The organism is Kitasatospora sp. NPDC036993 (assembly GCF_055607525.1).
This window is the reverse complement of sequence record NZ_JBVJRP010000006.1, coordinates 202,177-224,591: the sequence shown is the minus strand read 5'-3', so window position 1 is coordinate 224,591 and position 22,415 is coordinate 202,177. Positions and strand designations below refer to the sequence as shown.

At 73.7% G+C, this 22,415-nt stretch carries 21 protein-coding genes; 13 read left to right on the top strand and 8 right to left on the bottom strand.

The genetic code is table 11. The annotated features are described in order from the left end of the window. Positions 1 to 30: 30 nt before the first annotated feature. Entirely contained in the window at positions 31 to 384 is a 354-nt protein-coding gene (locus tag ACZ7C5_RS14970) for an MGMT family protein (RefSeq protein ID WP_401083341.1), read from the bottom strand. 135 nt (positions 385 to 519) lie between these two features. Between ACZ7C5_RS14970 and ACZ7C5_RS14965 the strand changes: the two genes are divergently transcribed. From ACZ7C5_RS14965 to ACZ7C5_RS14955, 3 genes are all read left to right on the top strand, one after another. Continuing rightward, positions 520 to 3,297, top strand: a complete 2,778-nt coding sequence (locus ACZ7C5_RS14965; protein WP_470322716.1) for a flippase-like domain-containing protein — start codon at positions 520 to 522, stop codon at positions 3,295 to 3,297. Positions 3,298 to 3,645: 348 nt separating this feature from the next. Then, complete coding sequence (locus ACZ7C5_RS14960; RefSeq protein ID WP_401083337.1) at positions 3,646 to 4,065, top strand: peptidase inhibitor family I36 protein; 420 nt, start codon at positions 3,646 to 3,648, stop codon at positions 4,063 to 4,065. A 100-nt stretch (positions 4,066 to 4,165) separates the two neighbouring features. Continuing rightward, positions 4,166 to 5,050 (top strand): hypothetical protein, encoded by an 885-nt coding sequence (locus ACZ7C5_RS14955; RefSeq protein ID WP_470322715.1) that lies wholly within the window; start codon positions 4,166 to 4,168, stop codon positions 5,048 to 5,050. A 60-nt stretch (positions 5,051 to 5,110) separates the two neighbouring features. Here ACZ7C5_RS14955 and moeZ read toward each other — a convergent pair whose 3' ends face one another. From moeZ to ACZ7C5_RS14935, 4 genes are all read right to left on the bottom strand, one after another. Further along, entirely contained in the window at positions 5,111 to 6,289 is a 1,179-nt protein-coding gene (moeZ, locus tag ACZ7C5_RS14950; protein WP_188297778.1) for an adenylyltransferase/sulfurtransferase MoeZ, read from the bottom strand. Positions 6,290 to 6,517: 228 nt separating this feature from the next. Next, a complete protein-coding gene (locus ACZ7C5_RS14945; protein WP_470322714.1) occupies positions 6,518 to 7,552 on the bottom strand; it encodes an NAD-dependent epimerase/dehydratase family protein in 1,035 nt (344 codons plus the stop codon). 76 nt (positions 7,553 to 7,628) lie between these two features. Then, positions 7,629 to 7,892, bottom strand: a complete 264-nt coding sequence (locus ACZ7C5_RS14940) for a hypothetical protein (RefSeq protein WP_470322713.1) — start codon at positions 7,890 to 7,892, stop codon at positions 7,629 to 7,631. A gap of 499 nt (positions 7,893 to 8,391) precedes the next feature. After that, positions 8,392 to 9,330, bottom strand: coding sequence for an alpha/beta fold hydrolase (locus tag ACZ7C5_RS14935; protein WP_401083330.1), 939 nt, complete (start codon positions 9,328 to 9,330; stop codon positions 8,392 to 8,394). Between the two features lie 221 nt (positions 9,331 to 9,551). Here ACZ7C5_RS14935 and ACZ7C5_RS14930 point away from each other — a divergent pair, with 221 nt between their 5' ends. The 3 genes from ACZ7C5_RS14930 to ACZ7C5_RS14920 all read left to right on the top strand — a co-directional run bounded on the left by ACZ7C5_RS14930 (position 9,552) and on the right by ACZ7C5_RS14920 (position 11,036). Further along, positions 9,552 to 10,214, top strand: coding sequence for a TetR/AcrR family transcriptional regulator (locus tag ACZ7C5_RS14930; RefSeq protein ID WP_401083328.1), 663 nt, complete (start codon positions 9,552 to 9,554; stop codon positions 10,212 to 10,214). Positions 10,215 to 10,344: 130 nt separating this feature from the next. After that, positions 10,345 to 10,572 carry a DUF3107 domain-containing protein gene (locus ACZ7C5_RS14925; RefSeq protein WP_401083326.1) on the top strand — a complete coding sequence of 76 codons (228 nt, stop codon included), beginning with the start codon at positions 10,345 to 10,347 and terminating at the stop codon, positions 10,570 to 10,572. A gap of 137 nt (positions 10,573 to 10,709) precedes the next feature. Then, on the top strand, positions 10,710 to 11,036 hold the full coding sequence (locus ACZ7C5_RS14920) for a hypothetical protein (protein WP_401083325.1): 327 nt from the start codon (positions 10,710 to 10,712) through the stop codon (positions 11,034 to 11,036). Positions 11,037 to 11,101: 65 nt separating this feature from the next. Here the strand turns inward: ACZ7C5_RS14920 and ACZ7C5_RS14915 are convergent, their stop codons facing one another. Beyond that, positions 11,102 to 11,830 (bottom strand): ferritin-like fold-containing protein, encoded by a 729-nt coding sequence (locus ACZ7C5_RS14915; protein WP_401083323.1) that lies wholly within the window; start codon positions 11,828 to 11,830, stop codon positions 11,102 to 11,104. Positions 11,831 to 12,560: 730 nt separating this feature from the next. On the opposite strand from ACZ7C5_RS14915, the gene ACZ7C5_RS14910 reads away from it, so the two are divergent. The 5 genes from ACZ7C5_RS14910 to ACZ7C5_RS14890 all read left to right on the top strand — a co-directional run bounded on the left by ACZ7C5_RS14910 (position 12,561) and on the right by ACZ7C5_RS14890 (position 18,267). After that, entirely contained in the window at positions 12,561 to 14,675 is a 2,115-nt protein-coding gene (locus ACZ7C5_RS14910) for a DEAD/DEAH box helicase (RefSeq protein WP_470322712.1), read from the top strand. 183 nt (positions 14,676 to 14,858) lie between these two features. After that, positions 14,859 to 15,734, top strand: coding sequence for an alpha/beta fold hydrolase (locus ACZ7C5_RS14905; RefSeq protein WP_401083320.1), 876 nt, complete (start codon positions 14,859 to 14,861; stop codon positions 15,732 to 15,734). Between the two features lie 409 nt (positions 15,735 to 16,143). After that, positions 16,144 to 16,302, top strand: a complete 159-nt coding sequence (locus tag ACZ7C5_RS14900; protein WP_188295023.1) for a hypothetical protein — start codon at positions 16,144 to 16,146, stop codon at positions 16,300 to 16,302. Between the two features lie 307 nt (positions 16,303 to 16,609). After that, complete coding sequence (locus ACZ7C5_RS14895) at positions 16,610 to 17,248, top strand: DUF6758 family protein (protein ID WP_188295012.1); 639 nt, start codon at positions 16,610 to 16,612, stop codon at positions 17,246 to 17,248. A 158-nt stretch (positions 17,249 to 17,406) separates the two neighbouring features. Then, positions 17,407 to 18,267: a PHP domain-containing protein gene (locus tag ACZ7C5_RS14890; protein WP_470322711.1), complete on the top strand. Its 861-nt coding sequence runs from the start codon at positions 17,407 to 17,409 to the stop codon at positions 18,265 to 18,267. Between the two features lie 82 nt (positions 18,268 to 18,349). On the opposite strand, the gene ACZ7C5_RS14885 is transcribed toward ACZ7C5_RS14890, so the two are convergent. Continuing rightward, positions 18,350 to 18,991 (bottom strand): suppressor of fused domain protein, encoded by a 642-nt coding sequence (locus tag ACZ7C5_RS14885; RefSeq protein WP_470322710.1) that lies wholly within the window; start codon positions 18,989 to 18,991, stop codon positions 18,350 to 18,352. A gap of 453 nt (positions 18,992 to 19,444) precedes the next feature. On the opposite strand from ACZ7C5_RS14885, the gene corA reads away from it, so the two are divergent. Then, the gene (corA, locus tag ACZ7C5_RS14880) at positions 19,445 to 20,563 is read left to right on the top strand and encodes a magnesium/cobalt transporter CorA (RefSeq protein WP_401083313.1); all 1,119 of its coding nucleotides are present in this window, start codon (positions 19,445 to 19,447) and stop codon (positions 20,561 to 20,563) included. A gap of 117 nt (positions 20,564 to 20,680) precedes the next feature. On the opposite strand, the gene ACZ7C5_RS14875 is transcribed toward corA, so the two are convergent. Then, complete coding sequence (locus ACZ7C5_RS14875; protein WP_470322709.1) at positions 20,681 to 21,637, bottom strand: DMT family transporter; 957 nt, start codon at positions 21,635 to 21,637, stop codon at positions 20,681 to 20,683. Positions 21,638 to 21,795: 158 nt separating this feature from the next. Here ACZ7C5_RS14875 and ACZ7C5_RS14870 point away from each other — a divergent pair, with 158 nt between their 5' ends. After that, positions 21,796 to 22,335: a hypothetical protein gene (locus ACZ7C5_RS14870; protein ID WP_401083309.1), complete on the top strand. Its 540-nt coding sequence runs from the start codon at positions 21,796 to 21,798 to the stop codon at positions 22,333 to 22,335. The last annotated feature ends 80 nt before the right edge of the window (positions 22,336 to 22,415 follow it).

The following is a 22,415-nucleotide window of genomic DNA, read 5'->3' as shown; positions in this document are numbered from 1 at the left end:
CCGGGTGGCACCGATCGGCTCGGGCGGGGCCTACCGGATCGGCTCGCCGTCCCAGCGGGCCCGCCGGAGGTCGACCCGGGGCGGGTCGGCGAGTTCGCGCAGCGGGGTGCCCTCGTCGCCGTAGTGGTCGAGGGCGCGGTGTTCGTGCCCGGGCAGCAGCCGGCCGTCCGCGCGGATCACCCGCCACCAGGGCACCGAGCCGCCGTACAGGGCCATCACCCGGCCGACCTGCCGGGGGCCGCCCTGGCCCAGGTACTCGGCGACGTCGCCGTAGGTCATCACCCGACCGGGTGGAATCCGCTCGGTCAGGTCGAGCACCAGTTCGGCGAACGGCGGGAGGGTGCCGGGAGGGCCTTCGTCTGTTGCGTCCGTCACCTGCGGCATCCTTCCCTACGGGGGCGCACCCGCGGCCCCGTACGTACGATCCGCCGCGCCCGATCCGGCCCCTGTCCCGCACGGGGGGCCGGGGCATGCCACCATCTTCCGGGGCGGTGAGTGGTGATACGAGGACAAGACCAGATGACCGGGACGGCTGACGTGGGCGTGGACAAGGACTCCGACGAGTCCGCTGCCGCGGTGCCCCCGGCGCCCGGCGGCGGGAACGAAGGCCGCCCCGAACCGGGGCCGACGCCGAAAGTCTCCCTGATCAAGGACCGGACGATCAAGACCCCCACGCCCGCGAGGACCCCCGAACAGCCCGGGCCGCCCGCGGCCGAGACGACCCGGCCCCCGGAGCCCGAGGACCCGCAGTCCGGGGACCCGCAGTCCGGGGACCCGCAGTCCGAGGCCCCCCGGCTCCACGAGCCCGACCCGCTGGACGACGCCCCCCACCTGGACGTCGACGAGCCGCTGCTCGCCGCCCGCGCGCACCGCCCGTCCGACCTGATCCGCTTCCTGGCCGGCGTCCTCGGCATCGTCGCCGTCTTCGTCCTGGCCGGCATCGCCACCTCGACCACCACCGGCATCGAGCAGGACATCGCCTCCAACGCGCCGCACTTCTCCGCGGTGCTCTCCACCATCACCGGCCTGGTCTCCAGCGTCGCGGTCCTCGCCGTGCCGCTGGCCTTCGCCGTCGAGCGGCTGATCAAACGCGACGGCCTGCGGGTCGCCGACGGCGTGCTCGCCTCGGTGCTCGCGTACGGCGTCTCGCTCGGCATCGACTGGTGGGTGGCCGAAGGCGCCTCCGAACACATCAGGGACGCGCTGACCAGGCTGCCGCTGGACAGCAACGGCACCCTCACCGACCCGGTGCACGGCTACCTCGCCCCGGTGATCGCCTACATGACCGCCGTCGGCATGTCGAGCAGACCGCGCTGGCGGGTCGCCCTGTGGGTGGTGGTGGTCTTCAGCGGGGTCACCGAGCTGCTCGGCGGCTACACCACCCCGCTGTCGCTGCTGCTCACCGTGCTGATCGGCTGGTCCGTCGCCTACGGCACGCTGTACGCGATCGGCTCCCCCAACATCCGGCCCACCGGCCAGCACCTGATGATCGGCCTGCGCAAGGTCGGCTTCACCCCGGCCGGCGCCGTGCGCACCCCCGACGCCCCCGGCGGCACCCGCCGCTACCAGGTCACCCAGCAGGGCGGCCCCCCGCTGGACGTGCACATCATCGACCGCGAGCAGCAGGCCTCCGGCTTCTTCTACCGGGCCTGGCGGCGGCTGCGGCTGCGCTCGGTCGCGGTGCGCCGCAGCCCCCAGTCGCTGCGCCAGGCGCTGGAGCAGGAGGCCCTGATCGCGTACGCGGCGGCCGCCTCCGGTGCCCTCGCACCGCAGCTGGTCGCCACCTCCGAGCTGGGCCCGGACGCCGCGATCCTGGTGTACGAGAACGTCGAGGGCCGCACCCTGGACGAGCTGGCCGACGAGGAGGTCACCGACCCGGTGATGGCCTCGGTCTGGCAGTCGGTGGCCGCCCTGCACGAGCGCCGGATCGCCCACCGCCGGCTGACCGGCGAGTCGCTGCTGGTGGTGGACGAACGGACCGGCTGCCTGGTCAACCTCTCCGGCGGCGACATCGCCGCCACCGACCTGACCCTGCGGATCGACGTCGCCCAGCTGCTCACCACCTTCGCGCTGCGGATCGGCCCGGAGCGCACCGTCGCCGTCGCCAACGCGGTGCTCGGCGCCGAGCGGGTGGCGCAGGCGCTGCCGCTGCTCCAGCCGGTCGGGATGAGCCGCTCCACCAGGGTCGACCTCGCCAAGCTCACCAAGGAGCGCAAGACCGCCGCCCGGGCCAGGGCGCTGGAGCAGGTCGCGGCCGGCGAGCGCACCCAGGAACAGGCCGAGGAGGACATCGCGGCGGCCGGCGAGGACCTGCTGAGCCGCATCCGCGGCCAGATCCTCCAGATCGCCCCCGAGGCCCCGATGGCCCCGGCCAAGCTGGAACGGCTGAAGCCGAAGAGCCTGATCATGGTGATCGCGCTCACCTTCGCCGCCTACCTGGCCCTGACCACCATCAAGCCGGCCCAGCTCAAGCTCTCCCAGATGAACTGGGCCTGGGCCGCGGCCGCCCTGCTCGCCGCCGCCTTCAGCTACGTCGCCGCGGCGATGAGCCTGACCGGCTTCGTGCCCGAGAAGCTGCCGTTCCGGCGCACCGTCGCCGCCCAGCTGGCCGGCTCCTTCGTCAAGCTGGTCGCCCCCGCCGCGATCGGCGGCATCGCGCTCAACACCCGCTACCTCCAGAAGGCCGGCATCCGGTCCGGCCAGGCGGTCGCCTCGGTCGGCGCCTCCCAGCTGGCGGGCCTGACCGGGCACCTGCTGCTGCTGTTCAGCTTCGGCCTGATCACCGGCAGCCAGACCAACGGCGACCTCTCCGCCTCCCGCGCGGTGATCATCGGCGTGCTGACCGCCGCCGTGCTCGCCCTGGTGGTGGCCGCCGTCGCGCCCCTGCGCCGGTTCGTGCTGGGCCGGCTGCGCTCGCTGTTCTTCGGCGTGGTGCCGCGGATGCTCGACCTGATGCAGACGCCCAGCAAGCTGGTCACCGGCTTCGGCGGCATCCTGCTGCTGACCCTCTCCTTCACCGCCTGCCTGGACTTCTCGGTGCAGGCCTTCGGCGGCGACGTCAGCTTCTCGGCCGTCGCGGTGGTCTTCCTGACCGCCAACGCGGCCGGCTCGGCGATCCCCACCCCCGGCGGCATCGGCCCGGTCGAGGTCGCCCTGATCGGCGCCCTGACCGTCGCGGACGTCTCCCCCACCATCGCCACCCCGGCGGTCTTCCTCTACCGGGCACTCACCTTCTGGCTGCCGGTGCTGCCGGGCTGGATCGCCTACAACGTGCTCCAGCGCAAGAAGGCCCTCTGACCCCGGCTCGACGCAGGCAGGTGGGCCCCGGCCGTCGGGCCGGGGCCCACCTGCGTCGCCCGGACGGCCCACGACCCGCCCGAGCAGGGCGGACGCCCGTCCTGCGACATATGCACCTTTGGATCCGCCATATTCCACCTTGGCGTTAAATTTGCATGTTTGAAAAACTCCCGTCAAGGTCCCGAAATGGAAACGTGAAGTCTGTTTCCCGCCACTGCCGAGCCCGGCGGTTGCCCGTCCGTCGACCGCCGTGGAACTATCAACGGGCGGGCTCAAAGGGGGGATGTCCGCGAACAGCACGGAATTCTTGACGAAATCCCCCGTGGTAAAAGAACCAGGGAGTACAGAATGCGTGCACTGAAGCAGTTCGCCGCCGTCGCCGCCGTCGCGGCCTCCGTCGCGCTCATGGCGGCGCCGGCTCACGCGGCCGAGCGGGACAGCGTCTGCAACACCGGCGAGGTGTGTCTGTGGGCGGACTGGAACTGGACCGGCGCCATGCTCGACACGAACTACTCGACCAAGTACCTCGGCAGCGTCACCATGAACGACGGCTACAGCGCCAACGACCGGGCGTCCTCCACCAAGAACTACGACAACGCCAACACCGTCTACTTCTACGAGCACGAGGGGTACGCCGGCGGCAAGATGGCCGAGGGCCCCGGCAGCATCCGCCAGAACCTGGCGTCCAACTCCTTCAGCAGTGGCGCGGGCGCCAACGACAACATCGGCTCGTTCTGCTTCAGCAGCAACTCCGGCTGCCCCCGCTGATCCCCCGGGTGGCCGGCCCCCGCGCAGGTGGGGGCCGGCCACCCGCCGCCGTTCCGGAACCCGACCAGTGGACTTCAACGTGCCCCGATACCGGTCAGCCGTGCTCGCTCTCGCCCTCCTCTCCCTCGCCGGATGCGCGGCGGAGCGCGACACCCACCCCAAGGGCCTGTCGGCCCCCGCCGTCAACGCGTACGACGAGATCGGATTTCCACTCTCCGACTACATCTTCTCGATCCAGGAGAAGACCGACCTCGAAAACGCGGCCCGATTGACCGTCGCCGACTGCATGCGCGACCGCGGATATCCCGTCGACTGGCCGGCCCGAAAGCCCCAGGGTGCCACCTGGCGCCTTTACGGCGTCATCGACATTCGTGATGCGAAAGAACTCGGATATCAGGTCCGACTGCCCGAGGGAATGACCGGGCAGGACGCCGACGCCGCGGAGAAGAACGAACGCGACGGATTGTTCGCCGGATGGTCGGCCGAAAAGAAACTCGCGTACGAGGGAAACGCCCCAGAGGCCACCGGAGCGCCGTCCGCCGGCGCCACGGCAGACGCGTCCGGGGGGAAGGGCTGCCGGGACACCGCGGCCGGATTCCACCCCGCCGACGGCACCGGCTCGGACGCCGCGGAGGCGCTCCAGGGCAAAGTCGGCCAGAAGGTCGAGGAACAGCGGGCCGCCAAGGACAGCACCGCCACCTGGTCCTCGTGCATGAAGGCCGCCGGCTACGACTACAAGGGCCCCTGGGACGCCAACGACTCGCCGGAGTGGCACGGGGAGCAGCACCCCGGCGAGCGCCAGAAGGCGGTCGCCACCGCCGACGCCCGGTGCAAGCTCAGCTCGAACTGGGTCGGCATCAGGGTGGCCCTGGAGAAGCAGTACGAGTCGGACGCGATCCGCGACAACCTCGACAAGCTCAAGGAGAACAAGGCGCGCGACACCAAGCTCCTCGAACAGGCCCGCGCCGTCATCGCCCGCCACTGACCACACCCGGGCAACGGAAAAGGGCCCGCCGGACGGCGGGCCCTTCCACGTGCGGGTCGGTCAGTAGACCGGCTTGTGCGGCTCGATCTGGTTGATCCAGCCGAGCACGCCGCCGCCCAGGTGGACGGCGTTGCCGAAGCCGGCGGCCTTGACCACGGCCAGCACCTCGGCCGAGCGCACGCCCGACTTGCAGTGCAGGACGATCTTCCTGTCCTGCGGCAGCTTCTCCAGCGCGTCGCCCATCAGGAACTCGTTCTTCGGGATCAGCACCGCGCCGGGGATGTTGACGATCTCGTACTCGCCGGGCTCGCGGACGTCGATGAGGTAGATGTCCTCCTTGTCGTCCTGCCACTGCTTGAGCTGGTGCGAGGTGATGGTCGAACCGGCGGCGGCGGCCTGCGCCTCCTCCGACACGACGCCGCAGAAGGCCTCGTAGTCGATCAGCTCGGTGACCGTCGGGTTCTCACCGCAGACGGCGCAGTTCGGGTCCTTGCGGACCTTCACCTGGCGGTAGTTCATCTCCAGGGCGTCGTAGATCATCAGCCGGCCGAGCAGCGGGTCGCCGATGCCGGCCAGCAGCTTGATCGCCTCGTTGACCTGGATCGAGCCGATGGACGCGCACAGCACGCCCAGCACGCCGCCCTCGGCGCAGGAGGGGACCATGCCCGGCGGCGGGGCCTCCGGGTAGAGGCAGCGGTAGCAGGGGCCGTGCTCGGCCCAGAACACGCTGGCCTGGCCGTCGAAGCGGTAGATCGAGCCCCACACGTACGGCTTGCCGAGCAGCACCGCGGCGTCGTTCACCAGGTAGCGGGTGGCGAAGTTGTCGGTGCCGTCCACGATCAGGTCGTAGCCGGAGAAGATCTCCATGACGTTGGAGTTGTCGAGGCGGTCCTCGTGCAGCACCACGTTGACGTACGGGTTGATCTCCTTGACGGAGTCGCGCGCCGACTCCGCCTTGGAGCGGCCGATGTCCGACTGGCCGTGGATCACCTGGCGCTGGAGGTTCGACTCGTCGACCACGTCGAACTCCACGATGCCCAGCGTGCCGACACCGGCGGCGGCCAGGTACAGCAGGGCCGGCGAGCCCAGACCACCGGCACCGACGCACAGCACCTTGGCGTTCTTCAGCCGCTTCTGCCCCGCCATGCCCACGTCCGGGATGATCAGGTGGCGGGAGTACCGGCGGACCTCGTCAACGGTGAGCTCGTCGGCCGGCTCGACCAGGGGTGGCAACGACACGGGGACTCCGATGGGTCGTGTTCGGGTGGCCAGGGCCAACCTCGGCGTGGGGTTGTTGCTCCGCCACTGGGGTGGCTCTCTACGCCAACAGTGTCACGCCCCTCCACTATTCCGAGACAGCTCGTCCGATGGGCGAGACGAGCGGCATCGGATCGTGGAACCGGCGGCGCGGCCGGGGAAGGCGCCCCGAGCCCGTGGTTGACGGGCCCGGGACACCGCGCGGCGCGCTCACACCCGGCAGGCCGTCTCCAGCCAGACGTCGCCGAGCGACTCCTCCAGCGGCACCTGCGTCCGCCATCCGAGACGGTCCCTGGCGGTGCGGACGTCCGCCTGCCGCCACGGCACCGGCTCGCCCGGTACGGCCCTGCCCTCCGGCCGGTGTCCCTCGGGGCGGTGCCCCGGCAGGTGCTGACCGGGCTGGTGGTGGCCCGGCTGGTGATGGCCCGGCAGGTGGTGGCCCGGCAGGTGGTCGCTGCCCGCCCCGGCGAGCTGCGCGGGCAGCAGGACCTGCCGGTTCTCCTCGACGATCGAGCCCTCGAAGCCCGAGGCCCGCACCAGCAGCTGGGCCGCGTCCCTGGCCCGGACGGCGTGCCCGCTGCCGACGTTGATCACCCCGGTGGCGGCCGACACCGCGGCCGCCTGGATGGCCCGCGCGACGTCCCGCACGTCCACGAAATCCCGGTATCCGGACAGGTCGGGCATCCGCACCTGGTTCTCGTCCCGCTCCAGCGCCCGCCGCAGGCCCTCGGCCAGCCGCCCGAACAGCGAGGCGGTCGGCGCCCCGGGGCCCACCACGTCGAACACCCGCAGCACGGCCGCGTCCAGCCCGGAGGCCAGCACCAGCTCCGTCCCGGCCAGCTTGGACACCCCGTACGGGCCGACCGGGCGCGGCTCGGCCTGCTCGGACACCGGCACCCCGCCGGGCACCGGACCGTACTCGGCGGCCGAGCCGACGTGCACCAGCCTGGCCGGCTCCCGGCTGCGCCGGATGGCCTCGCAGACGGTCGCGACGGCCAGCGTGTTCGACCGGATCAGGGTGCGCGAGCTGCCGTAGGTGGCGCCCGCGCAGTTGATCACCACCTGCGGCGCGACCGCGTCCAGGAACCGGGCCAACGCGCCCGGGCTCCCCGTGGTCAGGTCGAAGCGGATGTCGGCCGAGTCGCGTCGGCCGAGCACCGTCACCTGCAACTCCTGGTCCATCAGCAGACGATCGGTGACCCGGCGGCCGATGAAGCCGTCGGCGCCCAGCAGCAGCACCCTCATCGGGGGCGTCCTTCCACGAAGCGAGGTCGGGGACGACCTGGCGGACTGAATTCAACGAACGGGACGAGAACGGGGATCACCCAACGGATCCCGGGTGGATCGACGGCACGGACGGACGGCACGGGCGGCGCTCAGCGGTGCGCGCCGGCCAGTACCCGGTGGGGCGGGCGAACGGGCGCGGCGCCGGGCCGGCCCCGCCACCGCCCCCGGGGAAGGCCGGGTACTGCGAGACCGGTTCCAGGTGGATCTCCCGGAAGGCGACGGTCACCGGCTCCACGGCGAAGCGTTCCTGCGCCCGCAGCCGGCCGGTCGCACCGGCCTCCGGCAGCACGCCCGGCATGCGGACGGACACCCTCGGTGAGCAGGGCAACGCGCACGGGAGACCTCCAGGGCAGAGCGGATTCGCTGGGCGGGATCGCGGTCGGATCGACGGATTTCCGGGCGGCCCCCGCGGTCGTCCGGGGCGCCCCGAACGACGGCGGGGACGGTCGGACGGGGGGTCCGGCGGCCCCGGCGGGGGTCGCGGTGCCTCCGGGCGGCCCTCCGGCGGCCCGGTCGCGGACGCCCCGCGTTCCGTTCCCCGGGCGCCCGCTCCGGTGGGCCGGGCCCGGCCCGCCCGGGTCCCTCGGCCGCGACCGCACTCCGGTTCCTCCGGCGGCCGCGGCTCCCCCACACCTGTTCGGTCCGACAGCAGAAAGGTAGGACCGGCCCGGGCCGATCCATCGGTCACATGCCTGCCTGCCACCTGATCGAGTGAACCGCCGTGACCTCCGCCACCACCGGGCCGTTGCCGGGCGGTATGCGCGGCCGCCCGCGCGAGCCCGCCGCGGCGCCGGCGCTCAGCCCGTCGTGCCGTTCCGGTCGGCGGCGCCCTCCCGGCCCACGGCGTGCCCGATCAGCTCCCGCACCGCCCGGGCGACCGCGTCGGGGTGCTCCATCATCGCCACGTGCCCGGACTCCGGCAGCACCAGCAGCCGGGCGTCCGCGAAGGCCGCGCAGGCCCGGCGGGCCGAACGGTAGGAGACCAGCTTGTCGCGCAACCCGTACACCAGCAGCACCGGCACCCCGACCTGCTCGGCCTGCCGCCACAGCGCCTGGTCGCCGCGCTCGGTGTACGCCGAGACGATGCCGCGGGCCGAGCCGGCCAGCGCCCGCATCGCGTGCGGCACCTCCAGCCGGCGCCGGTACTCGGCCACCGCCTGGGCCCTGGCCGTCGGGCTCAGGCCGTCCGGGTCGCCGTAGACCAGCCGCAGCAGGTCCTCGGTGGCCGCCTCGGCGTCGCGGCCGCCCGCGGACAGCCGGCGCAGCAGCGCGGGCACCCCCGGCACCGCCAGCAGCCCGGTCGGCCAGGCGGAGCGCTGCGGGGGCAGCTCGGGCAGGGCCGGGGAGACCAGGGTGAGGCTGCGCACCAGGTCGGGGCGCAGGGCCGCCAGCCGGACCGAGACCGCGCCGCCCAGGGAGTTGCCGAACAGGTGGACCGGGCCGCGGCCGGCGGCCTCCAGGTAGCCGATCACCGCGCGGACGTGGCCGGAGACGGTCAGGTTGCCGTCGGCGGGCGGGTGGGAGCGGCCGAAGCCGGGCAGGTCCACGGCCTCGCCGTCGACCAGTCCGGAGAGCCGGCCCATCAGGGCCTCCCAGTTGGCGGCCGAGCCGCCGAGGCCGTGCACGAAGAGCCCGGGCTCGCGCCCGTCGGTGGCACGGTCCCCGGCGGCGCGGTGCACCGCGAGCACCGCGCCGGGGACCTCGACCGTACGTACCTGCTGCTCAGCGCCGCTCATGGTGGACGATGGTAGTGAGCCGGGACCGGGGACCCCCGGGGTGGTCGGGCCGTCCGGTGCCCCCGTCACACCACTGCCGAGGCCGAGGTCAGCGCCGTATTGTGGGCTCCTGACAATCAGGCCGACCCGCTTTTCTCGCCTCCGCCGAACGCGGGCGCGGTTACCGAAAAGTAGAATCGGTCCTCTTGCCACCCCGAACGAACCCCGAAGTGAGGAGCGCCGTGACGGCCATCCAGGAGGCGCAGGAGCGCCCGCGCGGTGCCCGCCTGCCGCGAAGCGCCCGCCGTGAACAACTGCTCGGTGCCGCCCAGGAGGTGTTCGTCGCCCAGGGCTACCACGCGGCCGCCATGGACGACATCGCCGACCGCGCCGGGGTGAGCAAGCCGGTGCTCTACCAGCACTTCCCCGGGAAGCTGGACCTCTACCTGGCGCTGCTGGACAAGCACTGCGACGCCCTGGTCGAGTCGACCCGCGACGCGCTGTCGGCGACCACCGACAACAAGCAGCGGGTGGCCAACACCATGGAGGCGTACTTCAACTACGTCTCCAGCGAGTCCGGCGCCTTCCGGCTGGTCTTCGAGTCGGACCTGACCAACGAGCCGGCCGTGCGCGAGCGGGTCGAGCGGGCCTCCGAGGCGAGCGCGACGCTGGTCAGCAAGGTGATCCAGGAGGACACCGACCTGCCCGAGGCGGAGTCCAAGCTGCTCGCCGCCGGGGTCTGCGGCCTGGCCCAGATCACCGCCAGGTACTGGCTCTCACAGGGTCTGGAGATCCCCCGCGACGAGGCGGTGCGACTGGTCGCCAGCCTGTCCTGGCGCGGCCTGAAGGGCTTCCCGATGCACCCGGGCGAGCAGTCCGGCGAGGACGCCGCCGACCAGGACTGATCCACCGACCTTCGCCTGGCCGGTGATCCGGTGCTCTATGGTGAAGCCGTACGGCGCGGTCGCCGGGAACGCTTGTCCCAGGCGGTCCGGTGCCCGTGCGTGGAGGCTGCAACCCGGAGGGACGGAAGCCGTGGAGGTCAAGATCGGCGTGCAGAACGCGCCTCGCGAGATCGTGATCGAGAGCGCACAGACTGCGGACGAGGTCCAGAACGCGGTCGCGAAGGCGCTGGAGGGCTCGGAGAAGATCTTCGCGCTGTCCGACGAGCACGGCCGTCGCATCATCGTCCCGGCCGAGCGCCTGGCGTACGTGGAGATCGGCGAGTCGGCCGCCCGCAAGGTCGGCTTCGGCACCACCTGAGGCGCCGCCGCACAGGGATCGCCCGGTGCCCCGTTCCCCTTGGGGGAGCGGGGCACCGTCGTGTGTACGGCCGCGCGGACCGGGGTACGGCGAGGGTGCGGCGCCGGTGCGCACGCCCGTTCCCCCGGGAGGCAGTCTTGCTGGTCGAGTCGATCGTCTTCGCCGTCGTCGGCCTGGTGACGGGCGGCACCGCGCTGCTGGCCCTGCCCTCGTACTTCCGGGCCTCCCGGGCCCTGACGCTGGGCACCGCGCTGGCGGCGGCGCTGGTCGGCGGGGCGATCGCGCACTTCACCCTGTACGGGCACTACCCGGCGGTGTCCGTCGCGGCCTCGGCGCTGACCTCGGGCGTGGTCACCTCGCTGCTGGCCAGGCCGGACCTCGCCGCCGGGCGTGCCCCGGCGCACCGGCACCACCCGCACCGGTCGGGCGCCCACCGCACGGCGCGGCGGCACCGGGCGGCCTGACCGGCCGGGCGGCTCCCAGGGCGGGCCCCGGCGTCGCCCCGCAGGCGGGGGTTTGAAGACGGGCCCTAGGAGGCCAGGCCGAGGGCGGCCATCCGCTTGGTGTGCGCCTCGGTGATCCGGTTGAACATCTTGCCGACCTCGACCAGGTCGAAGCCCTGCACCTGCACGCCGCCGACCAGCAGGTTGGACAGCGCGTCGCGCTCGGCGACCACCCGCTGGGCCTGGCTGAGCGCCTCGCCCATCAGCCGTCGGCCCCACAGCGCGAGCCGGCCGCCGGCCCGGGGGTCGGCCTCGATCGCCTGGCGCACCTTGTCGACCGCGAACTGGGCGTGACCGGTGTCGGACATGACGCTCAGCACCAGGTCGCGGGTGTCGTCGTCCAGCCGGACGGCCACCTCGCGGTAGAAGTCGGTCGCGATGGCGTCGCCGACGTAGGCCTTGACCAGGCCCTCCAGCCAGTCCGAGGGCGCGGTCATCCGGTGGAACAGCTCCAGCGGCTCGACGAACGGCCGCATCGCCTCCTGCGGGTTCGCGCCGGTCTCGGCGAGCCGGTCGTGCAGGCGCTGGTAGTGCTGGAACTCCGCGGAGGCCATCCGGGCCAGCGCCGCCTTGTCGGCGAGGTCGGGCGCCAGCTTGGCGTCCTCGGCGAGCCGCTCGAAGGCGCTCAGCTCGCCGTACGCGAGCGCGCCGAGCAGATCCAGCACGGCCGCCCGGTAGCCGGGGTCGGCCGAGCACGTGGCCCAGTCCCCGATCGAGCCGGCCGCCTCGTCCTGCGTCTCACCATGGGTCTCCATGACCCGCCACCTTACGGCCTGTCCCCGGACTCCCGAAGACGAGCCGCGGGCCGCGCCCGGGTGGCTCCCCGGCCGTCGGCCGCGCCCGGATGACCGGCCCGACCTGCCGGTCCGGCGGCAGTTGCCGGGGGCAATGTCAGACGCGTCACGTGTTCGAGTCGTCGCCTGACTGTATGGTGGTACGGAGCCCCGTCGTGTTCGCACGGTGTCACCGCCGTCTCGGTAACCCCCGCGAGCCCGCTCCACAGCGGCACCGTCCAGCCGGACGTGTCCGCACCGGAGGCACGGGTACTCACGTACGCGGATGCCCGGTCGGAGAGCCGATCGGCTCCGACCATGGCTTGGACTTCAAGCCTTGGCACCGCATCAGTGGCCGAGCGAGGGCCGCCGAGACCACGCCCCGAGGCGGAGGTCCCGCGCAGGTCCCTCACGGGAATCCTCCCCGACGCCGCCGGCGACGCGCCCCGCACCAGGGAAGCGCGCACCGGCCGGCCGCAGGGACCGGCGCGGTTGTGCGTCCGCGCAGCTGCATCAGGGCCGCCCAGGCCCGTACGCAGCCGCGCGGCTGCCCGCCCGCCGCTCGCTCTCGGCCCCTCCACACGGAAGAGGCAGCACCCTGTCCACCACCGCTGAACCCATCAAGACGACCTTCCGGGACCTGGGGATCCTCCCGGAGACCGCCGAGGCGCTCGAAGCCGTCGGCATCGTCCACCCCTTCCCCATCCAGGAGATGACCCTGCCGGTCGCGCTGACCGGCCACGACGTCATCGGCCAGGCCAAGACCGGCACCGGCAAGACCCTCGGCTTCGGCCTCCCGCTGATCGAGCGGGTCGTCGTGCGCGCCGACGTGGACGCCGGCCGGACGACCGAGGAGCAGCTCTCCGAGTTCCCGCAGGCGCTGATCGTCGTCCCGACCCGCGAGCTGTGCACCCAGGTCACCAACGACCTCCAGACCGCCGGCAAGGTGCGCGACGTGCGCGTCCTCGCCGTCTACGGCGGCCGGGCGTACGAGCCGCAGGTGGAGGCGCTCGCCAAGGGCGTCGACATCGTGGTCGGCACCCCGGGCCGGCTGCTCGACCTGGCCGGGCAGAAGAAGCTGAACCTGTCCAAGGTCCGCGCCCTCGTCCTGGACGAGGCCGACGAGATGCTCGACCTGGGCTTCCTGCCCGACGTCGAGAAGATCATCACCATGCTGCCGGCCAAGCGGCAGACCCTGCTGTTCTCGGCCACCATGCCGGGCCAGGTGATCAGCCTCGCCCGCCGGTACATGAGCCAGCCGACCCACATCCGGGCCACCGCCCCGGACGACACCGGCGCGACCGTCGCCAACACCGAGCAGCACATCTTCCGCGCGCACTCGCTGGACAAGGTCGAGATGGTCTCGCGCATCCTCCAGGCCGACGGCCGCGGGCTGGCGATGATCTTCTGCCGCACCAAGCGCACCGCCGCCGACGTCTCCGACCAGCTGACCCAACGCGGCTTCGCGGCCGGCGCGGTCCACGGCGACCTCGGCCAGGGCGCCCGCGAGCAGGCCCTGCGGGCCTTCCGCAACGGCAAGGTGGACGTGCTGGTCTGCACCGACGTGGCAGCCCGTGGCATCGACGTCGAGGGCGTCACCCACGTCATCAACTACCAGTGCCCCGAAGACGAGAAGACCTACCTGCACCGGATCGGCCGCACCGGCCGCGCCGGCGCCTCCGGCACCGCCGTCACCCTGGTCGACTGGGACGACATCCCGCGCTGGCAGCTGATCAACAAGGCGCTGGACCTGTCGTTCAACGACCCGGAGGAGACCTACTCCACCTCCGCGCACCTGTACGAGCTGCTGAAGATCGCGCCGGGCACCAAGGGTGTCCTGCCGCGCTCGGAGCGGACCCGTGCCGGGCTCAACGCGGAGGAGGTCGAGGACCTCGGCGAGACCGGTGGACGCGGCGCCCGCTCGGGCCGTGGCGGTCGCGGTGGGCGCGGCGGACAGGACGGGCAGGACGGTCAGCGCGGGCAGCGCGGGCAGGGCGGCTCCGGCCGTCCGGGCGCCGCCGCGGTCGAGGCCGAGGAGCAGAAGCCGCGCCGCACCCGTGAGCGCCGTCGCACCCGTCGGGGCAGCGAGGTCGGCGCCGAGGGCGAGGCCGCGGCCGTCGTGACCGAGGCCGCCGTGGCGGCTCCGGCCGTCGAGGGTGCCGAGGGCGAGGCCGCGCCGCGCCGTCGCCGTCGCCGCTCGCGCGGCGGGGCCGCGGCGGCCGAGGCCGTCGCGGTGGTCGAGGCGGCTACGGTCGCCGAGGCCGTCGCCGTCGCGCCCGTCGTGGCCGAGCCCGTCGCCGTGCCCGCCGTGGCCGAGCCCGCCGTGGCCGAGGCGGTCGTCGCCGAGGCTCCGGCCCCGGCCAAGAAGGCCACCCGTACCCGGGTCCGCAAGCCGAAGGCGGAGGCCGCCGAGGTCGTCGCCGAGGCGGTCGCGGTCGTCGAGGCCGCCGCCGAGGCGATCGTCGCCGAGACTCCGGCCCCGGCCAAGAAGGCCACCCGCGCCCGCAAGCCGAAGGCGGAGGCCGTCGAGGCCGCCGCCGACGTGGTCGTCGCCGAGGCTCCGGCCCCGGCGAAGAAGGCCACCCGCGCGCGCAAGCCGAAGGCCGAGGCCGTCGAGGCGGCCGCGACCGTCGAGGCAGTCGCCACCGAGGCCCCGGCCCCGGCCAAGAAGGCCACCCGGGCCCGCAAGCCGAAGGCCGTCGCCGAGACCGCCCCGGAGGCCCCGGCCACCGAGGCCGCCGAGGCCGCCACCGAGGTCCCGGCGCCGCGCAAGCGCACCCGCGCCCGCAAGGCCGCCGCGCCGGTGGAGGCCACCCCGGAGAGCTGACACTCCCCGCGTCTCCCCCGAGGGGGCGGGCCAGGCCGTGGTGGCCTGGCCCGCCCCCTCGGGCGTTCCCGGCCCGACGACGCGGCCCGGCGGGGGGCCGCGGGCCACGGCCTTAAGCTCGGGGCGTCGGGGAGTCGCCGGCGGGACAGCAGGCCGCCGGCAGGACAGCCAGGAGAGCAGCCCATGAGCACGCCGCCGTTTCTGACGCTGCCCGGGTGCGCGCGTGCCGAGCGGGTGGTGACCGGGCGCGGCGAGTTCGCGGCGCTGCGGGCGGAGCCGGACGGGCCGGTGCGCGGTTCGGCGCTGCTGGTGCCGGGCTTCACCGGCAGCAAGGAGGACTTCATCGCGCTGCTGGAGCCGCTGGCCGCCGCCGGGTACCGGGTGACCGCGGTGGACCAGCGCGGGCAGTACCAGACCGGCGGCCCGGACGACCCGGCGGCGTACCGGGTCGGGGCGCTCGGCGCGGACGTCCGGGCGCTCACCGGGGCCCTGGCGGCCGACGGCGCCCCGCTGCACCTGCTGGGGCACTCCTTCGGCGGCCAGGTGGTGCGCGAGGCGGTGCTCGCCGCGGCCGCCGACGGCCCGCTGCCCTGGCGGTCGCTGACCCTGGTGTCCACCGGTCCCGGCGCGATCGACCCGGCCGAGGCCGCCCGTACCAAGCTGTTGCTGGACGCCTTGCAGATGATGGACCTGGAGCAGATCTGGCAGGTCATGCGGCAGCTGGAGGCGCAGAGCGGGCGGCCGAGGCCCGCCCGGGAGCCGGCCGTCGCGGAGTTCCTGCACCGGCGCTGGCTGGCCAACGTGCCGCAGTCGCTGACGGTCACCGGCGGCCACCTGGTCGCCGCGCCGGACCGGGTGGCCGAGCTGGCCGCCGTCACCGCCGGGCTGCCGCTGCTGGTGCTGTCCGGGGTGCGGGACTACGCCTGGCCGGTCCCCGAGCAGACCGCGATGGCCGAGCGGCTGGGCGCCCGCCGGGTGGTGGTCGCGGACGCCGGGCACTCCCCCAACGCCGAACAGCCGGCCGCCACGGCCGAGGCGCTGGCCGCGCTCTGGGCCTGACCGGCCCGCTCCGACCCGCTCCGTTGCGGGCCGGTTCCCCCGTTCGCCGAGAAGTGGTCTGTACCACTTCTTCAACTTCGACCGGCTTCAACACAGGACAAAATTCGTTAGTTACGGTAATCTTTGATTCTGTCCGGGAATCATCGCCGGTCTCCAGCAGGGCGCCGATCATCCGAAACCCGGACGTCACGGACGGGCAACGGCCCGGTAGCACCGCCACGTCACCGTGGTTCACGAGGCACTGGACGCACCAGGCAAGCAGGGGGAGCCCTTGCCGCAGCAGACCGCCGCACGCGCGACGACGACCCGCCCGGTCCGGCCTCACCGCCGGATCCGCAGGACCCCTGAAGGGCTGATACCGACTCAGCCGCAACCGCCCCGCCCCGCGGGGCCAGGAAAGGAGACGCCCATGACACAGACCATGCGCTTCGAGATCGTCCGACTCGACGGACCCGACGGCTCCGCCGCCGACAGCCTGATCGCCGACGCCGCCACCGTGCGCGAGTTCGTCCAGGCCGCCGCCCGCACGGGCGAACGCCTGCTCATCCGTCCGTGCCCGACCATCTGACCCGGCGCGGCGCCCCCGAACGGGAGTCCTCACCCGCCGCCGACGAGCCGGGAGCGTCCGATCCGGACGTTCCGATACCCGACTGACGCCCTGTCACCGCATTCGCCGATGACGGGGCGTCAGTGTGTCCGGCCCCGGAGCCCCGGACGTTTGCCGCCGCCCGGGACGGGACATCCCCCAACGGGAGCCGCCCGCGAAGCGCCCACCGAGCGCCGGCCGGGCGACCGCCACCGACAGGTTCCGCCGAGCCCTCCGTACGGGTGATCGTCCTTGACGCGGCGGTCCGGAGGGAGGAGCGTTGACGGCTATGAGGGGCGAGCCAAGCTGCCCGAGGTGCGCCGGTCGGGTCCGCGCCCCCGGTCTGTTCTCAGACACCTGGCAGTGCGACCGGCACGGAGCGGTCCACCCGATGCAGCCCGTGCTGCCCCCCAGTGTGGAAGCCCTGGGCGTCGCCGTCGCCCGCTCGCAGGTCCCCGTCTGGCTGCCCTGGCCGCTCCCGGTCGGCTGGCTCTACACCGGCATCGCCCACGTCGGCGACGACATCTCGGGCGCCCGGGCCACCGCTGTCGCCTGCTCCGGTCCCGCGCCGCTCGGCGGCTTCGGCGAGCTGGTGCTGATCGCCGAGGAGCTCGGGGTCGGTCTCGGGGCCCGCTACGCGGGACTGCCGGGGCCCGACCCCGGCGACTCCGTCGGCCTCTACAAGCCCGCCGACGCCAAGCTGATGGCCGCCGGCCGGCCCACCCCGATGTTCCACGTCCCGGACGCCCCGGCCGACCGCGCGGTGTTCGCCGGCGAGGCCCGCGGGCTCTGGCTCTGGGCGGTCGCCTGGCCCGAGCAGTCCGCGCTGGTGATGTACGACGAACTGGTGCTCACCGACCTGCGGGAGGCCGGCGCCGAGCTGGGCCTGCTGCCCTGCGGGGCGCTCTCCCCGCGGCTGCTCGGGTAGGCCCGTCCCCGGACCGCCGTCGTGCGCCCGGCATCCAGCCCGCGTCCCGTCCGGCGTCCAGTCCGGCGGGTGGGAGCCCGGACAGTCGGACCGGCCCCCGCTCCCGGGGCGTGACGGCCTATCCTGGCGGCACCCGCGAGCCCCGAGGAGCCTGATCCGTGCGCATCGACCTGCACGCCCACAGCAACGCCTCCGACGGCACCGACAGCCCGTCCGAACTGGTCGCGGCGGCCGTCGCCGCGAACCTCGACGTGGTGGCGCTGACCGACCACGACACCGTGGCCGGCCACACCGAGGCCGCCGAGGCCGTGCACGCGCTGCCCGGCGGCACCCGGCTGACCGTCGTCCCCGGCGCCGAACTGTCCTGCGTCGTCGAGGACATCAGCATGCACCTGCTGGCGTACCTGTTCGACCCCGAGGAGCCGGCGTTCGCGCGCGAGCGGGAGCTGGTGCGCACCGACCGGTTCCGGCGCGGGCGGGCGATCGTGGAACGCTGCCGGGAGCTCGGCGCGGAGATCAGCTGGGAGCAGGTGCAGCGGATCGCGGGGGAAGGCTCGGTCGGCCGGCCGCACATCGCCAGCGCGCTGGTCGAGGCGGGCGTGGTGGCCACCGTCTCGGACGCCTTCACCGCCGACTGGCTGGCCAACGGCGGGCGGGCGGACGTCCGCAAGCACGAGACCGACCCGGTCGAGGCGGTCCGGCTGGTCCGGGCGGCCGGCGGGGTGCCGGTGTTCGCCCACCCGGGCGCGGTCAAGCGCGGCCGGACGGTCTCCGACCAGGTGATCGCCGACCTCGCGGCGGCCGGGCTGGCCGCGCTGGAGGTCGACCACACCGACCACGACGAGGAGACCAGGGTGCGGCTGCGCGGCCTGGCCGGCGAGCTGGGCCTGCTGGTCACCGGCTCCAGCGACTACCACGGCGCCCGCAAGACCGTCCGGCTCGGCGAGTACACCACCGACCCCGAGGTGTACGAGGCGCTGCTGGCGCAGGCCACCGGCATGAAGCCGATCGAGCGCTGAGCCGAACCGGAGCCCGGAGCAAGGGATGATGAGTCCCCCGCTCCGGGCTCCGGTCGTTTCCGCCCCCCTGCCCGACCCGGCGTCAGTCCAGCCGGACGCCGCGCCGGTCCGGGTCGCGCAGGTCGGAGCCCTGGTCCAGCCAGCGCTCCTGGAGCGCGGCCGCGCCGTGCACCCGCTTCCAGCCCGCCTCGTTGGGCGTCATCGGCAGCAGCGGCAGGAAGAGGACCGGATCGGCCGGATCGGCCAGCTCCAGGTCCTCGACCAGGCCCCCGGGTTCGGCGGCCAGCACCGAGGTGAAGGGCGCGCCGTCCCAGAGCGGGGAACCGAGGTCCAGCGAGCCCCCCGGGGCCACCACCAGGCCCTCGACCTGCGGGGTCGCGGCAAAGGTCGCCAGGGTGCGCAGCACGCTGTCGCGCCCGCCCCTGACGGTCAGCAGCAGTTCGACGCGCGGGCCGCGCACCTGGTCGGCGACCGGCGAGGTCGGGTCGGCCATCGGCGCGGCGGACATGCCGAGCGTCGCGTACCGCACCAGGCCCTGGGCGTCCGGGCCGAAGCGCAGCACCTCGATCCGGTCGGCGCCGAGGAAGGTGACCGCGGCGCGGCCGCCCGGCTCGCCGAGGGTGGAGATCAGCCGGGCCTCGACGGCGGCCAGCACCGCCTCCCGGGAGAGCTCGGGGGAGCTGCCGCCGTGGGGATCGCCGAAGGACGGGAAGTCGTGCGCCATGCCGGTGAGCGTAACCCCCGGGGCCGCGCGGGCCGCGTCCGGGCAGGTCGGGGGCGGTCGCGGGCGGGGGGTGGTACCGGATCCCGTAAAAGCTTGGGAAACCTCTGGGAAACCCGTCGGCGTCGACGCCCGGTCAGCTGTTAGGGTGAGCGACTGGCCACCGGGATCGTTCGTCCCGGGGCGGCGGCATGAAGGAGGTGGTTGCGGTGGATACCGGCCGACCATGCAGTACCGGCAGCTCTGCCCGGCCCCGACTTCCCCGTACCCCTCGCCCCGCGGGCCCAACCGGCTGAATCAGCCGCGGTAGCCCCGGGCGCAGGCCCCACGGTGAACGGACCGGCCGGGAGAGCACTTTCATCCCCTTCTTCACCGGTGTTCTCCGCCGTCGTTCCGCGGCCGAACGTTTCTTCTTCCACGTCGCCGCACGACGGTTCCTGCCTCTGGGAGCCTGCCATGTCGATGATCAACAGCCTGCGCGCCGCCGTCCGCACCAACCGCCGTCGCGGCGCGGCCGGCGTCTACGACGTCGCCGAGGACGCCGCCTCGGCGGTCGTGGACTGCGCGGTCTACCAGCACGGCAGGCGCAGGGGCGAGACGTGCAGCCCGCGCGAGGCCGCCCGCCGGGTCAAGGCCGCGCACCAACTCCCCGAGGGCGAGGGGTCGTTCAGCTGGATCGGGCTGCACGAGCCGACCGAGGCGGAGTTCGAGGGGATCGCCCAGCGCTTCGGCCTCCACCCGCTCGCGGTCGAGGACGCGGTGCACGCGCACCAGCGGCCGAAGGTCGAGCGCTACGACGACGTGCTGTTCGCCGTCTTCAAGACCATCCGCTACGTCGAGCACGACCAACTCACGCCCACCAGCGAGGTGGTGGAGACCGGCGAGCTGATGGTCTTCGCCGGCCGGGACTTCGTGATCACCGTCCGGCACGGCGGCCACGGCTCGTTGCAGGAGCTGCGCCACCGGCTGGAGGCGGACGCGGACGAGGCCGGGCTGCTCGCCAAGGGGCCCGCGGCCGTTCTGCACGCGATCGCCGACCACGTCGTGGACAACTACCTGCTGGTCGCCGAGCGGCTCCAGAACGACGTGGACGAGATCGAGTACGGCGTCTTCTCGGCCAAGGGCGGACGCAGCGCCGACGTCGGCCGGGTCTACCAACTCAAGCGCGAGGTCCTGGAGTTCAAGCGCGCGGTGGTGCCACTGCTGCGCCCGATGCAGCAACTGTCCGAGCCGCTCCAGCGGCTGGTCGACCCGGACATCCAGAAGTACTTCCGGGACGTCGCCGACCACCTGGCCCGGGTCGCGGAGCAGGTGCACGGCTTCGACGAACTGCTGAACTCGCTCCTCCAGGCGAACCTGGCGCAGGTCTCGGTGGCGCAGAACGAGGACATGCGCAAGATCACCGCCTGGGCGGCGATCTTCGCGGTGCCCACCATGATCACCGGCGTCTACGGCATGAACTTCGAGTACATGCCCGAGCTGCACCACAAGTACGGCTACCCGACGGTGCTCGGCGCGATCGCGCTGATCTGCGTCGGGATGTACCGGGGCTTCCGCCGCAACGGCTGGCTCTGACCGCACCGACGGCCGGAGCCGGGACGACGGCAGGGACCGGGACCAGGACGAGGACCGGGAGCAGGACGAGGACCGGGCCCAGGACAGGACCGGGGCCGGGGCCGGGCACGACGGCGGTCAGCGCCGCCCGCCGCGGGCGACCAGGACCAGGCCGAGCAGGATCAGCACCATCGCCGGGTAGGCGGCCACCGGGGGCCACTGGCCCAGCCAGAGGGCGGCGATCAGGGCCGCGCCCGGGGTCTCCAGCAGGATCGCGGTGGAGGTGATGGACGGTCCGAGGTTGCGCACCACCCGGTTGGTCAGCGAGTGGCCGAGCAGTTGGGCGGTGACCATCAGCAGCACGATCTGCCACCACACCCCGGCGGACCACCCGGCCAGCGGCGTCCCGGCGGCCAGGCAGACCCCCAGCAGGACCACCGCCGTGGTGGCGTAGCAGACCAGGGTGTACGCGGTGGTGCTGACGGTCTTGCGGACCTCGGCGCCCAGCAGCACGTAGGCGGCGGAGGCCAGGCCCGCGGCGAGCGCGAGCGCGTCGCCGAGCAGCGCTTGCGGGGAGAGCGAGAGGTCCACGCCGGTCAGCACCAGCACGCCGGCGAAGGCGACGAACGTGCCGATCCAGACCGGCCGCGGCGCCCTGACCCCCATCAGCCGCATCAGCAGGATGGTCCACAGCGGGGTGGTGGTGACCAGGGCGGTGGCCGAGGCCACCGAGGTCATCCGCAGGCTGGGCATCCAGAGCGCGAAGTGCACGGCCAGCAGCGTCCCGGCGGCCACCGCGAGCAGCAGCGCCCGCCGGCCGATCCCGCGCAGTTCGGCGCGGTGGCGCAGCAGCGCGTACGGGCCGAGGGCGCCGACCGACATCGCGTTGCGCCAGAAGGCGATCGCCAGCGCGGGTGCGGCGGTGGCGCTGATCAGCGGGCCGGAGAAGGAGATGCCGCCGATCGCCACGGCGAGCAGCAGCAGGTCGAGGGTCGGGAGCGGATGCGGATGCGGGTGCGGGTGCGGGTGCGCCGGACGCGGGTCGGCGGTCGCGGGGTCGGCGGAGGGGGCGGTCGCGGGCCGGGCGGCGGGCACGGCGCTCCTTGCTGGTCACGAGGGGTGGGGCGGCGGCGGGGCGAGAGTGGGGCGGTCATACGGTAAGGCCCGTGGTGCCGTAATGGAACTGTCGCCCGGAGGGTGAGACATCCGGACGACGGGGAGGCGGCCCCGGGGGAAGCCGTACGCTGTGCGCCATGGACCGTACGCCCGCCCCCGCGACCGCCGACGACTTCCTCGACCGGGCCCTGCTGGAGGAGGCCGCGAAGAAGTCCGGCCTGCTCTGGGTACGCGCGGACGGCCAGGAGCACGCCCGGCCGCTGTGGCACGCCTGGCACGACGGCGCGGTCGTGGTGGTCGGCGGGGGCGGCGAGCAGCCGCTGCACGGCCTGGAGCCGGGCACCGGGGCCACGGTCACCGTCCGCAGCAAGGACAAGGGCGGCCGGCTGACCGGCTGGAGCGCCCGGGTGGTCGAGCTCGCACCGGACGGCGAGGCCTGGCGGGGCGCCGTCGAGGAGCTCAGGGGCAAGCGGCTGAACGCGCCCGACACCGACGCCATCACCGACCGCTGGGCCCGCGAGTGCCGGGTGCTGCGACTGGAGCCGGCCGGCCCGCTCACCGAGCGCCCGGGGGCGATGCCGGACGGTTCGCACGGCGCGCGGCCGATGGCCACCCCGGCCACCACCCGCCGCCCGATCCCGGCCGGCCTGCCCAAACTGCTGTTCAAGCGCCGTTAAAGGTTCACGCCGAGGACTCGTCCGGCGGCTACCGTGCCACCGGGCCGGGCCCCGGACGCGCGGGTAGCCTTGGCCGCGAG